10 protein-coding genes are annotated in these 14,264 nt (G+C 70.1%); 4 read left to right on the top strand and 6 right to left on the bottom strand.

Features of this window, described 5'->3' with window-relative positions; genetic code table 11:
• Positions 1–378 precede the first annotated feature (378 nt).
• Positions 379–942 (top strand): CGNR zinc finger domain-containing protein, encoded by a 564-nt coding sequence (locus tag ACFVS9_RS20365; protein WP_389934128.1) that lies wholly within the window; start codon positions 379–381, stop codon positions 940–942.
• A 686-nt stretch (positions 943–1,628) separates the two neighbouring features.
• On the opposite strand, the gene ACFVS9_RS20360 is transcribed toward ACFVS9_RS20365, so the two are convergent.
• Entirely contained in the window at positions 1,629–2,159 is a 531-nt protein-coding gene (locus ACFVS9_RS20360; RefSeq protein WP_389934125.1) for a sigma-70 family RNA polymerase sigma factor, read from the bottom strand.
• Positions 2,160–2,757: 598 nt separating this feature from the next.
• Between ACFVS9_RS20360 and ACFVS9_RS20355 the strand changes: the two genes are divergently transcribed.
• On the top strand, positions 2,758–3,522 hold the full coding sequence (locus tag ACFVS9_RS20355; protein WP_389934122.1) for an MBL fold metallo-hydrolase: 765 nt from the start codon (positions 2,758–2,760) through the stop codon (positions 3,520–3,522).
• Positions 3,523–3,893: 371 nt separating this feature from the next.
• Positions 3,894–4,451, top strand: a complete 558-nt coding sequence (locus ACFVS9_RS20350) for a hypothetical protein (RefSeq protein WP_389934119.1) — start codon at positions 3,894–3,896, stop codon at positions 4,449–4,451.
• Between the two features lie 627 nt (positions 4,452–5,078).
• Here ACFVS9_RS20350 and ACFVS9_RS20345 read toward each other — a convergent pair.
• Both ACFVS9_RS20345 and ACFVS9_RS20340 read right to left on the bottom strand, forming a co-directional pair.
• Complete coding sequence (locus ACFVS9_RS20345; RefSeq protein WP_389934116.1) at positions 5,079–5,681, bottom strand: GPP34 family phosphoprotein; 603 nt, start codon at positions 5,679–5,681, stop codon at positions 5,079–5,081.
• Complete coding sequence (locus tag ACFVS9_RS20340) at positions 5,678–7,117, bottom strand: dihydrolipoyl dehydrogenase family protein (protein ID WP_389934113.1); 1,440 nt, start codon at positions 7,115–7,117, stop codon at positions 5,678–5,680. Before ACFVS9_RS20340 ends, ACFVS9_RS20345 begins: the two co-directional genes overlap by 4 nt.
• A 724-nt stretch (positions 7,118–7,841) precedes the next feature.
• Here ACFVS9_RS20340 and ACFVS9_RS20335 point away from each other — a divergent pair.
• On the top strand, positions 7,842–8,750 hold the full coding sequence (locus tag ACFVS9_RS20335; protein WP_383116772.1) for an SGNH/GDSL hydrolase family protein: 909 nt from the start codon (positions 7,842–7,844) through the stop codon (positions 8,748–8,750).
• A gap of 467 nt (positions 8,751–9,217) precedes the next feature.
• Here ACFVS9_RS20335 and ACFVS9_RS20330 read toward each other — a convergent pair whose 3' ends face one another.
• The 3 genes from ACFVS9_RS20330 to ACFVS9_RS20320 form a co-directional block, all read right to left on the bottom strand.
• On the bottom strand, positions 9,218–9,643 hold the full coding sequence (locus ACFVS9_RS20330; protein ID WP_383116773.1) for an organic hydroperoxide resistance protein: 426 nt from the start codon (positions 9,641–9,643) through the stop codon (positions 9,218–9,220).
• Positions 9,644–10,693: 1,050 nt separating this feature from the next.
• Positions 10,694–11,926 (bottom strand): ParB/RepB/Spo0J family partition protein, encoded by a 1,233-nt coding sequence (locus tag ACFVS9_RS20325; protein ID WP_389934109.1) that lies wholly within the window; start codon positions 11,924–11,926, stop codon positions 10,694–10,696.
• Positions 11,923–13,188: an AAA family ATPase gene (locus ACFVS9_RS20320; RefSeq protein WP_383116775.1), complete on the bottom strand. Its 1,266-nt coding sequence runs from the start codon at positions 13,186–13,188 to the stop codon at positions 11,923–11,925. Before ACFVS9_RS20320 ends, ACFVS9_RS20325 begins: the two co-directional genes overlap by 4 nt.
• Positions 13,189–14,264: the final 1,076 nt, after the last annotated feature.

Raw genomic sequence — 14,264 nt, 5'->3', positions numbered from 1 at the left:
TTCCGCTCCGGGCGGCGCATGGAAAGCCAGGGACACGGGGGACACAGCACGTCCGTCGCGGTAGGCACGGCCGCGTCCTTCCGGGCACGCGGGGACGGAGGCGCGGAGGGACGGAGGTGCGGGGCCCGGGGGCCCGGGGGCCCGGGGGCTTGGGGGCGCGGAGGCCCGGGGGCTTGGGGGCTTGGGGGCTTGGGGGCGGCCGTACGCTGTCGAGCACGCCGGTACGAGAGGGCCCGTACGCCTCCGGACGCGTCGGCGGGAGGGCCCGTACGCTTCCGGGCACCCTGTCGCACAGGGGCGCCCTCGCGAGCGCAGGCGTGAGGGGGCGCCCTTCGGAAGGCCTTGCGTTCGCCTGGCGTCACCTGTCAAGATGGTTATGTGAATCTTGACCATGTCTTCGTCTGCGGCCACCCGGCCCTCGACTTCGCTGCCACCCTCCGGGCCAGGCGCTCGACCCGGTTCGAGATGTTCGTGACGCCGGAGCGGCTCAACGCCTGGTATCTGGAGTCCGGTCTCGTGGACACGATCACGCCCGCCGAGGAGAGTGACGTACGGGAGGCGACGGCCGTGCGCGAGGCCGTCTACCACCTCGTCACGGACCGCAGGCTCGGCGAGGAGTTCGCCCCCGAGGCCCTCGAACTGCTCAACTCCGCCGCGCGCAGGACCCCGGTGACTCCGCAGCTCACCCCCGAGGGGCGGCTCACGGAGGCGACCCCCGCGCAGGCCCTGGCGACCGTCGCCCGGCAGGCCGTGGAGCTGCTCAGCGGTCCGGACATCCCCCTGCTGAAGGAGTGCGGCAACCCGGAGTGCACGCGCGTCTACGTCGACCGCTCCCGGGGCATGCGGCGCCAGTGGTGCGGCATGGAGTCCTGCGGCAACAAGTACAAGGCCGCCGCCTACCGGGCACGCAAGAAGCCCGCGTCCGCCGCGGCCTCGCGCTGACCGCGCCTGACGGACCGCACCGGCGGCGCTGACGGGGGATCGGGCCGCCGGTGCGAGGACGGGCTCCGGCCACGGGACCGTGGCTGAGCTCCGGAGTGCCGTCCAGCCCCACCGCCCGCATGTCCGACGGCGGAACCCTTCACAAGGAGAACGCGGCGGCGGGGGCGAAAGGTTCAGTTCGTCCCGGGCACCTTCCGATGCCCTCTCCAGGGCTCCCCGCGAACGCACGGGCGGCAGGTGTGGCCCGGAGTGTCCCATGGGCACAGGCACATGGGATGCGGTGACTACGACCACCGTCGAACGCGTCACCGGTGCTGGTGCTGGTGCTGGTGCTGGCACCGAGGACGGTCACGATGTCCTCGCGGAAGTACCGGCACTCCGTCTCCCGATCGGCCGGAAGGACCACCGGGACCGCGACCTCAACGTGGCCGACCGCTGCCAGCCCAACCCGCCCGGACTTGTGCGGACCCCGGCGGCACATGGCCGGACTCGCGGATCTCCTCCTCCTCGATACGGCCGCCGGGCAGCGCACCCGTCACCAGCTGTCGCACACCTACGCCGCAGCTCAGCCCCCACCGCCTTCGACGGCCGGGCGGAAGCCGGGGAGTGGACCGCCTCCCCCCGGCATCCGAGGATCAGGCGGTGACATCCGCCGTGTGCCGGAACGCGCCCGCACCGCTCAGGAGTCACCGCGACTCGTGGGCCGTCTCCCGACGCGCGACGGCACGCAGTTTGCGCAGGGCGTTGTGCTGACGGCTCTTGACGGTACCCGCCGGCACTCCGAGGATGCCCGCGGTCTCCTTGATGCTCCGGTCGCAGAGGTATATGTGGACCAGCACCGCGCGGTGTTCGGGAGACAGCTGCCGCAGCAACGGCCGGGCCACCATGGCGTCGTGCACCGCCGACGTACTGTCCGCGCACGTGACGGGATCGCTGTAGGTCACCCCGACGACCTCTCTCCGCGCATGGGGCTTGCGCACCCAGTCGATGACCAGATGCCGGGTCACGGTGAACAGCCAGCCCCGGACCGACCCCTCCATCCCGAGCAGACGGTCGATGTTCCGCCAGGCCCGGATGGCGGTCTCCTGCACGATGTCCTCGGCGAGCCCGTGGTCGCCCAGCATCTTCTCGGCGTACGAGACAAGACCGTCCCTGTGCTCCCTCATGATCGTGCCGAGCAGCTCGGACCGGGACATGGCCGTGGGGGGCGTAACCATAGTGTTCTGAGACATCCTGGTTCTCTGTCGTGCGGCGACCGGAGGCCGGATGTAACCCCCGGGTTCGCACTCTAGGGGGGCCGCGCGTGCCGGAAGACTGCCGCATGTGTGTCGCCCCGGTGCTGCGCCTGCGTATGACGAGCACATGTGCGCGGGCGGCTTCAGGGCCGGGCCGATAAGGCCCTGCTCAGCAGGCATTTTACGCTCCACGCTCTCTGTTGCGCCGGCGGATACGCTCGAAACGGGATACGGGCCGGTGAGGTGTATGTCACGTGTGTCGAGCCGTCTTGACAGGGCCGGTGGCCACGATCGGGGAGGGAGGACACATATGGCTTGATTGCGGGTGTGAGGGGCAGCATGCCCACCGCGGTCATATGTACGAGGCCCTCGGTCTGTCGATGCGGTGCGCGCGGCGGCGGTGACGGACGCCGAGGTGCGCCGCACCGTCGTGGAGGGCGGCCACGGCCACCAGCAGCCTCGCGGCGGCCCCGGAGCGGGGCGCCGGACCGGATTCCGTCGACACACGTACCAGCTGCGCACGGACACATGACACTGTGGCCCTCCCGGACCGTTCGCGAAGAGAGAAACAGGAACGACCATGCCGAAGGTTCTGCACGACGACGACATCATCCGCGTAGGGACCAACGTCTACGTGGTGTCCGGCAGCAACACGAACTGGGTGATCGTCAAGGACGGTGACAGCTGCACCCTCGTCGACACCGGCTATCCCGGCGACCGGGACGCCGTGCTGGCCTCGCTGGAGGCGGTAGGGCTCGCCCCGCACTCCGTGGCCGCCGTCCTCGTCACGCACGCGCACAACGACCACATCGGCTCGGCCGAACACCTGCGCTCCTCTTACGGGATACCCGTCCTGATGCACGAGGAGGAGGTACCCCACGCCCGTCGCGAGTTCCTCCATCAGGTGTCCGTCGGGCAGGTCCTCGCGCAGGCGTGGCGGCCCGGCGTTCTCCCGTGGGCCGTGCACGCGCTCCGGGCCGGTGGAACCGCCCGCGTACCGGTCTCCGAGCCGGAGGCCTTCCCCGCGCCCGGGGCGCTCGACCTGCCCGGGAGCCCCGTCCCCGTACACACACCCGGGCACACCGGGGGCCACTGTGCGTACCACCTGCCGGAGAGCGGCGTCCTGATCACCGGCGATGCGCTGGTGACCGCGCACCCCACCTCGCGGATCAGCGGACCGCAGTTGCTGCCCGCCATGTTCCACACCGACCGGCCCCGGACACTCGACTCCGTGGCGCGGATCGCGAACGCGGACGCGGACGTGCTGGTGCCCGGCCACGGCCCGGTGCACCACGGGTCGGCGAAGGAGGCTGCCCTGACGGTCCGCGAGCGTGGTGCGAGGTGACGAGGGCGAGGGTCCGGGCCCACCCATGACAGGCCGGGGCCGGAGGCGGGTACGACACGTTCCTCCGCAGCTCCCGCACCGGGTGCCACACGGCCCACGTGCCACACACAGCAGCGCACGACGGGCCTGTCACGGACGGTTCGACGAGACACTTACCGGGCAGTCTGAGCAGTGAGAGCTTCGTGCGGCCGGCAGACGCACGCCCCGGGCGGCCGCGGGGAGGCCGGCACGTGCCGTGTGCGCGGGTGCCGTGGGAGCTGTCGTAGAGGTGAACATGCCCGGCAAAACGTCTGGCGTCGACACTTATCTGCACCGGGTCCCCGGCGTGGGTACCATGCGCACATCATCCATATCGAGGGAGTGAAACGGTTGTGACCAGCCAGTCAACCGCCACGCTCCGATCGCGGTACGTAGAACAGACCGCGTCGGACCTGGAGGAGAACCGCCGTCGACAGCAGCAGCTGGCGGAGCGGATCACGGTGTTGAAGCAGGAGGAGGCACTCCTGACCGACATCCTGAGCCTTGCCGAGCGGTACGAGGGCTTCACGGACGCGTCGCGTCTGCCCGAGCAGTCGCAGGACGAGCCCGTCGTCACGAAGACGAGGCGAACACCTACCGAAAACGCTGCGCGGCGCCCTGCGTCGGCGAGGACCGCTCCGGCGGGTGGCACGGCGAAGACCGGCGCGAAGGGGAAGTCGCGTCGGCCTCTGCTCGGAGACCTCCTGATGGAGATGCTCGGCAAGCACGACGGGCCTCGTCTGGCGAAGGAACTGCGGGACGAACTCCTGGAGAAGCACCCGGACCGCACCCCGACACCTCAGGTCGTGCGGAACACGTTGGAATCCCTGGTCGCCAAGGGACGCGTCCAGCGTCACAAGCAGCAGCGTTCCGTGATGTACACCCTCACGAAGCCGGGCGCGGCCGGCTGACACGCCCGCCCGTCCCGTGTGCGGCCGGTCCCCGCGTGGGGTTGGCCGCCTGTGCGGTTCGGCCCGCGTGCGGTGGTTCCCGTGGCCGGACCCGGGCGTGCGCCCGAGTGCGACGCCGCCCGCCACGGGACGGGCGGGGTGCCCCGGGGGCACGGTGTGATGACCGGGGAACCCCACGGGCCGGCCGTCGCGCCTGTCCGGCATCGTCGGCGGTCCGGCCTCGTCGGCGGTCGGCATCGTCGGCGGTTGGCTGGAGTGTGAGTTCGCCGACGCCGTGAAGCCGTCGGCCATGGCCCTACGGCCTCCACTCCCCCGCTCACCTCGGCAGTTCCGGCCCAGGCCCGCCCGGTCCCACCGGACCGTCGTGGCGTCGGCCCGGCCCCGGTCCTCGTCGGCCAGGGCTGAGTGGGCGGGAGCGACCGGGTGCGGCCTGCCGTCGCTGCCCGTGGCCCGCCGTCGAACCCGTGGGCCCGACGGCGGAATGTGCCGTCGGGCCTGGCGTATGCCGCCACCCGACGGGCCACAAGGCGCGACGGGTGGCGGCACGAGGAGGCCGGCACCTTCCGGAACGGGGCAGCTGGCCCCGTCGGCGCATTCGGCCGGGGCGGGGACTGCGAGGGACCGCCCTCAGCCCCGCCACAGGTTCTCGAACGCGTCCTCCTCGACACCCCGGCGGAGCCGCACGGCCTCCAGTTCCGTGACCGCGTCCCCGACGGCGGCCAGCACCGTGGTGACCGCGTCGCCGACAGGGCTCTCGCCGGTGCGCGCCGGTGTGTCCCCCGCCTTCAGGAAGGCCGCCAGGGTGGCGAGGACGGGCTCGCCCGCGGCCTGGCGTTCCTCCGCGCGACGGCGTTCCGGCGAGTCGGCCGCCACGGGACGCGGGGAGCGAAGCCGGAAGCCGCGCGTCCGCCGCGGCGGGACGAGTCCGGCGCGCGCCAGGTCCTCGGCGTAGTCGGCGGCAAGTCCGTCGCCGCGGCGCCACAGCCACTCCCCGACCGTCTCGTACGGTTCCCTCCGGACGAGCGAGGTCACGGCCCGGTCCAGCAGGCGGTCACCCGTCGCCGTACCGGAGTTGGGCACGATGAGGTCGCCCTTCAGGGTCAGTGCCCCCACCGCGAGCAGATCGACCGCCTCGGCTCCCGCAAGTGTGAGGGAGAGGTCTCCCTGCTCCACCCGCCTGTCGGCGGGCAGCCCCAGTGCGACGAGTGCGAGGTCACGTGCGGTGGTCATGAGTCCCTCCTCGTCTCGAGCAGGCGCAGCCACACTTCGCTGATCGTGGGGAAGGCGGGAACGGCGTGCCAGAGGCGGTCGACGGGGACCTCACCGGTGATGGCGACGGTGGCCGAGTACAGCAGTTCGGCGACGCCCGGCCCGGCGAAGGTGGCTCCGACGACGACCCGACGTTCCCGGTCGATGAGGATGCGGGCCCTGCCCTTGTAGTCGGGGCGGTACTGGAGGGCGCCGGCGAGACTGCCGATCTCGTGGTCGACGACGTCGACGGCGCGGCCGGTTCGCTCGGCCTCGCGTACGGTCAGGCCCACGGTGGCGACCTCGGGATCGGTGAAGACGACGCCCGGAACGGCGTCGAGGTCGGCCGTGGCGCTGTGCCGGGCCCAACGGCCGGTGTCGAGTGCCTCGCCCCGGGCCCGGGCTGCGATCACGGCACCGGCGATACGGGCCTGGTACTTGCCCTGGTGGGTGAAGAGCGCCCGGTTGTTGACGTCACCGGCGGCGTACAGCCAGTTCCCGGGCACGGCCGTGACCGTCAGGCTGTCGTCGGTGCCGAGCCAGTCACCCGGTGCGAGTCCCACAGCCGCGAGCCCGACGTCCTCCGTACGGGGGACACGTCCGGTGGCGAACAGGACCTCATCGGCGACGACTTCAGCACCGTCCGACAGCGTGATCCGGACCTCCCCACCGGGCGTGCGCTCCGCGGCGACGGCGGAGACCCGGAACCGTACGTCCGCCCCGGCTTCCCGCAGCCGTTCGGTGACCAGTTCCCCGGCGAACGGCTCCATGCGGGGCAGCAGCCCCTCATCGCGGGCGAGGAGGGTGACCCGGCTGCCCAACGCCTGCCAGGCGGTGGCCATTTCGACCCCCACCACACCGGCCCCGACGACCACCAGCCGCCGGGGCGCCTTCCGGGCACTGGTCGCCTCCCGGCTGGTCCAGGGCCGGAGATCCCCCGTCGTGCGGAGCGGAGGGAGAGCCGCGCGGCTTCCGGTGCACACGGCGACGGCGTACCGGGCCCGCAGACGTACGGTGTCACCCCCAAGGGTCTCCACCGACACCTCACGCTCCCCTGCCAGGCGTCCGTGCCCCCGCAGCAGGTCGATGCCGACCGACTCGATCCACTCGGCCTGCCCGTCGTCGTTCCAGTCGGCGGACATGCGGTCGCGGTGGGCCAGGACCGCCTCGGTGTCCAGCGGGCCCTGGACGGCGCGGGCGAGGCCGGGGACGTGCGCGGCGTCGGCCCGGAGCAGTGCCGGCCGCAGCAGGGCCTTGCTGGGTTCGCAGGCCCAGTACGAGCACTCGCCCCCGGCCAGTTCGCTCTCCACGATGACGGTACTCAGGCCCGCCGCCCTGGTGCGTTCCGCGACGTTCTCGCCGACCGGCCCCGCGCCGATCACGATGACGTCGTAGGTGCGGATGTTCTCGGTCGTCATGTGTCGTGTCCTCCGGTGGGTGGGTGGGTGGCGGCCTGTCAGGCGGGCCGGATGGATGTCTGGGGGCTGTGAGGCCTGCCCCGGGGCGGCGGAGGAGATCGGCCGCGCCGGGACCGGGGCCCGGCAGCCGGGACCGTGGAGCCGCATGGGTGGGTGTCGGTACCGAAGCCTCGCTGACCGGTGGGGCTTTCTCCGCCGCGCGCCGGCACGAGTCCGGCGCCAGGAGGGGGTTGGGGCACGGTACCGGCGCCGGGCGAGGGTTGGGGCACGGTACCGGCGCCGGGCGGGCGTAGAAGCGGGGGTGGACGGTGCATCACGAGCGTAGAAGCCGGTGGACGGTGCATCACGGGACGTGGAGAAGCCGGTGGACGGTGCATCACGGGACGTGGAGGAGCCGGTGGACGGTGCATCACGGACGGAGCGGCGGCGCCCGGATCCGCCACCAAGCACCCGGGCCGTGCCCACAGCTCCCCCACTCCCCCGCGGGCCCGGCCCTCGGGCCGTGCGGCCCTGGGTGTCCACCCGGGAGGTCCGGCAGCGGTGACTGATTCGTTACCGAGCAGACCGACACCTGACGGCCGCCGGATACGTGTGAAGTGTGAGCCCTTCGCCTCTGTCGCGGAACTGCCTGCCGACGACGCATATGTGTCAGCCCCCTGTCTCTCAGGGACTGCGGTCGCGCACTTCAGGCGGAGGCCAATGACCGATCACGGAAGGACAGATCTTGAGAAGACTCCTCCCCACCTCCCGCGCGGGACGCGCAGTCACGGTGGGTGCCGCACTGCTCTCCGTCGGAGCGGCCCTCGCCCCGGCCGGAACCGCTGTGGCGGACACGGCCGCGGGGAGCCGGCACAAGGTGGACTACGTCGCGCTCGGCGACTCGTACGCCTCCGCGCCACTCGTACCGACCCAGGTCGACACCACCTGCCTGCGCTCCAGCAGCAACTACCCCTCGCTGGTGGCGCAGTCGAGGTCCGCCGCGCTGACGGATGTCACCTGCTCGGGCGCCACGACCGCCGACATGACTGCCCCGCAGGGCGATGTGGCTCCCCAGTTCGACGCCCTCGACCGGGGAACCGACCTCGTCACCGTCACCATCGGCGGCAACGACATCGGCTTCTCGACGGTGCTGGGCACCTGCGTGCAGCTGATGTCCGGCGACCCTGCGGGCACCCCGTGCCGGACCCACTACACGGGTGCCGGCGCCGACGAGATCTCAGGGGCCGTCGCCAGGACCGCCCCGAAGATCGCACAGGTGCTGCGTGGCATCCACCGCCGCGCGCCGCACGCCCGTGTCGTGGTGGTCGGCTATCCCGACCTCTTCCCCGACGACGGAGTGGGCTGCACCAGCAGGAGCGTTCCGCTGGCCGCGGGTGACTTCGCCTGGCTCCGCGACAAGGAGAAGGAACTCAACGCGATGCTGGCCCGCCAGGCTCGGCACGGCGGGGCGGAGTACGTGAACACGTACACGCCCACCATCGGTCACGACCTCTGCAAGCCGACCGGCGACCGGTGGATCGAGACCTTCGCGCCCGAGACTCCGGCAGCGCCGGTGCACCCCAACGCGGCCGGGGAGAGCGCGATGGCCACCGCTGTCGGAACCGCCCTCGCCCACCATGGCCGGCGCCACTGACGTGCGCAGCACCATGCGGTCACCGTGTCCCGCAACGGCGTCCGGGCGTAGGCCCGTTCGCCGCGTGTGAGTCCGGCTGACCGTGGCGTCAGGGCCGGTCCGGCACATTTCTCGTGCCGGACCGGCCTTTTCCGTATGCCCGACACGGGGGCAGCTGTCAGAGAAAGCTGGACGCGGAGGGGCCGAATCCCCAGAACGTGACAGTCCCTGCCCAGTTCCAGACCTGTGCGTCGGTGGGCCACGCACGCCCCTCCGGCGGTAGGGAACTCCGGGACGGCCACTCATCGGGGAGGGCGGAGGCACGGCCGGAGCCAGGGTGACCGTGGCTCTCGTCCCCTGCGTGTGTGTGCGTTGTCCGGGCCATGTCCTGCCCTCGCTCCTCAGTAGGTGGGTGATGGGGGTACTGCCGGGAGGGGGAGCGGGCCCCGTGCGGGGGGAAGGGGCACGGGACCCGCGGCTCGGGAGGGTCAGGCAGCGGCGGCGTTGATGGTGACGGGGATGTTGTCGCGCGTGGCCTTGGAGTACGGGCAGATCTGGTGGGCGGCGTGCGCCAGTTCCTCGGCCGTGGCCTGGTCCACACCACCGAGGACGGGACTCAGGACCGCGGACAGGGAGAACTCGCCGTCGTCGCCGTGGGTCAGAGTGATCTCGGCGGTGATGGTGGTGCTGGTCAGCCGGACCTTCTGCAGGCTGGCGGCACGGCGGAGGGCGCCGAGAAAGCAGGCTGCCCAGCCTGCCGCCAGGAGCTGCTCGGGATTGGTCTCGGCGCCGGACCCGCCGAGCTCCTTGGGGAGGGCGAGGCCGGTCTCCAGCAGGCCGTCGGAGGAGCGGACGCGACCACCGTTCCGGCCTTCTCCGTCAACGTCGACAACGGCGGTGTAGCTGACTGCCATGGCTGGTGCTCCCCATCTGGGTCGAAAAGGTCTTCGGTACCCGCCCGGCCAGGACAGCGGATCTGTCACCGGTTGAGGCGGTGACGCAATCATGGCAGCTCCATGCGTCACCAGTCAAGGTGGTGACAGATGTTTACGGGTGCCTCCCGCTCCACATGTGCCGAGCAACGTACGGCCTTACGAGCTCTCTATCCTCGGGACATGTGGTCGTCGCGTTGACGGCACTGTCAACATCGTTCAGGAAGGCCCGTGTTGCCATGAGGGGACGCCACCAGGTCACCCGCGGAGGCCGAAGGGATCAGCCGCAGCGAAGGTTCCGGACTCTCGCACTCGTACACAGCTCCACAGAAAGGGACGCGCCTCAACGCCTGTGGGCCCAGAGGCGGGAGACATCAACCGCACGCCTTCGGGGCCGCGTTGAAGCAGCCGCGACCGGTGCACCGCATTGCGTCGGCCTTCGCCATCAGCCCTGACCCGCTCCCCGGAAGACCGTGCACACGTGTCTCGCCACAACCGAATACGTATACTCACAGCAGCACGGACAGAACCTCTGCCCTTCACGCCTCGCAGGGGACCGCAGAGATGCCGTACGGCCGGCCACGCGCCTTCCGACGGAGCAGTCCGCTGAAGCGGCAGGGAGAGAACTCACGGCGGACGCAGCCCGGGCTCTGCATGCTCACGGCGGACGCAGCCTGGGCTCTGCATGCTCATGGCGGACGCAGCCTGGGCTCTGCATGCTCGTGACCGGCTCTCTGAGGGTACTCAGAAGGGAGAACCGCGCTTCGCCCGGCGAAGCCGTTTCCAGGAGAATCGTTCTCAGCGAAGAATCGAACTGTTCGAAAAAGGTGAACAATTCGGCGTGTTTGTTCGCTTTGGGTCGCTCTGTCGTCTGCTCCTGTCCCGCAGACGTTGAAGCCACTCCCCCACCACATCGGCGAAGCCGCCGCTTCGTCAGAAGGCCGCCGACGGCTCTACTGTCGCCGACCGCAGCAGGACAATGCGCCTGCGGCCGGCACGAGCCACTGCTCGCGTCGGCCGCAGGCGCATTGATCAGTCAGCGATGGGCCGAGACCCGGCGCGCTCACTCTGGTGCTTGCTCAAGATCGTGAGCATCCGGTCGAACTCGCTGTCGCTCATCTGCTGGATGAGATGCAGGGCGACGGAGGCGCCATCGCCATACGGAAGACGATCGACGGATTCGCCCTTGTTGCTTCCCTGGACGCTGTCTCCACTGAGACTGTCAGCGGTCCTTGAATCCGGGACGGTCCCCCTGCGCGTGGTCGACGGGGCCGACCCTGCCCCGGCGGGTGCTGTCCCTGCGGTGGGCCTCGTTTCCGGGACTACCACTTCGGGAGCGGTACTTCGCTGCTCACGCTTCTGGGTACGGGACGGCGAGACGCTGACGTGAGGCTGGGGAGCAGGAATGCTCCCGGCGCCCTCCGGTCCGCCCTCGGTCTTCCCCTCCGACCTGTTTGCAGCGGCAGGCAGGGAAGAAACAGCGTCATTCGCTGCGATCTCCGCCGGGGGCACCGTCGGAGGGACCGGCTCGGCCACCGCAGGGGTCCGACGCTCCGCGTCCTTACGAGCCCGCTCGGCCTTCAGCTCACGAAGCGCGTCTCCCTGACGTTCCTGCGGCTCCTTGGCGACCGAACGCAGGAGTTCCACCGGCTCTTCGCCGACGATCGCCTGGAGTTCGGGGCTCAGGTTGAGCAGAGTCAGACGCTGGGACACCCAACCCTGCGACTTCCGCAGCCGCTTGGCCAGTTTGACCTGCGAGCCGTGAATGGCGAGCAGACGCTGCAGGGCTCGTGCCTCGTCCAGGGGGTCGAGGTCACTACGGTGGATGTTCGCGACGAGTGCCGACTCGAGGATGGCGTCGCCGTCACTCCCCTGCTCGTCGTCGACCATGACCTTGAGATGGGTGAGGCCGGCCTCGCGGGCCGCCGCCAACCGGCTGCTGCCGTCCACCACGACATGCGTGGTGTCGGCCTCGAGGTCGTCGGCCCGCGCCGGATTCGCCTTGATGTAGGCGTCACGGTTCATGACCGTGATGGCCTGCTTCTGACCGTGCTCCTTGAGACTGCCGGCGAGGTCGGTCAGATCACCGAGGGCGGTGCGGGGGTTCTCGGGGTTCGGGCTGATCCGCTTGACCGGGAGACGGGTCGGCGGCTCCATACCCGCGGTCGGCACTCCGGTGGCGGCGCCGATCGCCGTCCGCCGGGCGCTGACCGGCCTGGCGTTTCCTCCGAAGCGCCCGGCCCCCAACTGGTCGGCCTTGCTCATGAGATCTCCCGGGCCAGTGCGCGCATGGCGACGGCCTGCTGCGAGGAGGGGGCGTAACTCAGCAGGGGCTGCTTCATCCGCACGGCCTCCTTCTGTTCCTTGAGGTCGTTGACCAGACCGACGACCCGCGGGTCCTTTATGTCGATCCAGCCCTGAAGCGACGACGTGGCGATGTATCCGCGCCGACCGTCGTAGAGGTTGACGACGATGCCCAGGTAGTCGAGTTCGAGGGCGAGGTCGTTGCGGAGGTCCTCCATCTGATTCGTCAGCAGGTCGTACGCGTCCGCGGAACTGTCCTCGGCCTGGACGACGATGAGGGCTCCGGACTGGCCGGGCCCCTCGCCCGGGCGCCGACGCCCGTAGTAGGCGGCCGCGTCCATGCTGAGGCCGAGGCTGGGCGGGCAGTCCACGATGATGACGTCGTAATCCTCTTCGAGCGGAACCAGCGCCCGCTCCAGACCCGCTTCCCGCGCACGGACCGCTGACAGACGGACGTCCAGGAGGAAGGCGTCGTGACAGGCGGGCAGCAGATGCAGCCGCCCCCCGAAGTGCTCCTCGTCGACCGGCACGACCAAGTCCCGCAAGTCACCCTTGGGCTCGCCGGCCATGTGGTTGGTGAGGCTGTCGCCGTTCATCGGAAGCGGCGCGGCGCCGAGCTGGTTGGTGAGGTGGCACTGGGGGTCGAAGTCGACCAGGAGAACCCGGTATCCGTGACCGGGCAGCTTCTCGATGTCGAACGGATCGCTGTCGCTGACCCCCGCGTCGCCCTGGGCGTCGCTCGCCCGCAGCGCGGTGGCCAGAGCCTTGGCGATGCGTACGGGGAACAGCCGGTTGGGGTCCTCCGACAGGGCCTCCCCCACGCCCGCCGTGATGGCGGTCTTGCCCACGCCGCCCTTCTGGTTGCAGACGACGATCCGGCGCGTGATCTCCGAACGCTGCACATCGGGCGCCGGGTTGGTGTCGAGCCAGAGCTGGACGGACTGGGCAAGTCCCTGGATGAGGGAGACCCGCCGGTCTTCGGTGATCCCTCGGAAGTCGTCCCACTGTCCCGGTGGCAGGAAGGTGGAGAAGGACTCCGCACCAGCGGTGTCGACCGAGGCGGTGGCAGAGGCGAGGTCGCACCAGGCGGCGATGCCCTGCTCGACAGCGGTCTGAATCTCGATGCCGAGTTGGGCAGTTCTGACCTTGAGGTTCTGCCGGAGCCATCCCGGCAGCTTGGAGACGACCTTGACTCGGTCGTTCGAGGTGGCTGACATACTCATGACGCTACCTTACTAACGTCTAAGATCATCTTCTGCATCGACACGTTAGTTATTTCGTCTGGGTCTTGGGGGAGCGTGCACCCGAGACCTATTACGCCGTACTAGGTCGGCACCCCTCAGCTCCAACGCGCGGTGCTCCTCTCCGCGTTCGCCTGCGGGAACGCCGACGCCGACTCGCGCACCGGACACGGCATGCACTCCCGACACGGCAGGCGCCTGCCCCAGAGCAAGAATCCACCCAGGCCTCCCCCGGCCTCTTCAACCTCGCCGAACTCACCCGACGCATCCCTTTCATCCACCATGCCCGGCACGTCGGCGATGTCTCTACCCCCGCCACGGGCCGACTTCTTGTGGGCCACGCTTCGAGACTGCGCCTTCCTCGATCCCGTGGCTTTCGGTCCGACCGTGCCTGAACCAGCCCACTGCGCACACTGGGACGCGGCAGTCCGGCTACCAGCGGTCCGGCACCAGCAGTGCCGCAAACCAGTGGCCTTCTGAGTCGAATCGACACCATCACGTTGAATCGTCTGTCCAGGCCAAAATCACCGCAGCGCCCCAACGAACGGTCGCGTCCGGATCCCTAGCGAGCTGCCCGCAGACTGCTGCGATCCCCGCCACACCATCCGGTCCACCGAGTGCGTCATGCACCCCGATCTCCATCCAGTCGTGATGGCTCTCATCGGCCCTGGAAACCGCGTGAGCTATGAGCCTCATGGCGCCCGATGTCCCCACCCGCGCCAAGGCCTCTGACGTCTGTCGAGTGACCGCCGTGTCATCAACGTCCAGCAGCAGACCGAACAGCGCGTCCGCGGCCGCAGGAACATCAGCGAAGACGGCGAGCTCACGCCCGGCACGAGCGCGTTGCGACCACGAAGGAGACTGCGCCTCGTCCAAGGCTGCCTGCAAAAGGCTCATCTCATCCGACACAACGAGACAGTCTCATGGCCCGCTGAGAGCAGAGCCCGGTCAAAACCTCCTGCGCGCTGGACGAGGAGCAGAGCGCTCCCTCGCAGAGGCGCCCTCTCCCCCACTCTGGTGGCGGGTGTGCTCGCTGACCTATTACGGCGTAATAGGTC

The sequence above is a fragment of the Streptomyces sp. NPDC058008 genome, from assembly GCF_042886395.1.
In the GTDB taxonomy this organism is placed as follows: domain Bacteria; phylum Actinomycetota; class Actinomycetes; order Streptomycetales; family Streptomycetaceae; genus Streptomyces.
The sequence above is the reverse complement of the archived record's forward strand: the minus strand, read 5'-3'. Positions and strand labels throughout refer to the sequence as shown.

What these genes read in the sequence shown, in the direction of transcription:
- ACFVS9_RS20360 (WP_389934125.1), bottom strand. Translation starts at nt 2,159, where the DNA reads ATGGTTACGCCCCCCACGGCCATGTCCCGGTCCGAGCTGCTCGGCACG.
- ACFVS9_RS20355 (WP_389934122.1), top strand. Translation starts at nt 2,758, where the DNA reads ATGCCGAAGGTTCTGCACGACGACGACATCATCCGCGTAGGGACCAAC.
- ACFVS9_RS20345 (WP_389934116.1), bottom strand. Translation starts at nt 5,681, where the DNA reads ATGACCACCGCACGTGACCTCGCACTCGTCGCACTGGGGCTGCCCGCC.
- ACFVS9_RS20340 (WP_389934113.1), bottom strand. Translation starts at nt 7,117, where the DNA reads ATGACGACCGAGAACATCCGCACCTACGACGTCATCGTGATCGGCGCG.
- ACFVS9_RS20330 (WP_383116773.1), bottom strand. Translation starts at nt 9,643, where the DNA reads ATGGCAGTCAGCTACACCGCCGTTGTCGACGTTGACGGAGAAGGCCGG.
- ACFVS9_RS20325 (WP_389934109.1), bottom strand. Translation starts at nt 11,926, where the DNA reads ATGAGCAAGGCCGACCAGTTGGGGGCCGGGCGCTTCGGAGGAAACGCC.
- ACFVS9_RS20320 (WP_383116775.1), bottom strand. Translation starts at nt 13,188, where the DNA reads ATGAGTATGTCAGCCACCTCGAACGACCGAGTCAAGGTCGTCTCCAAG.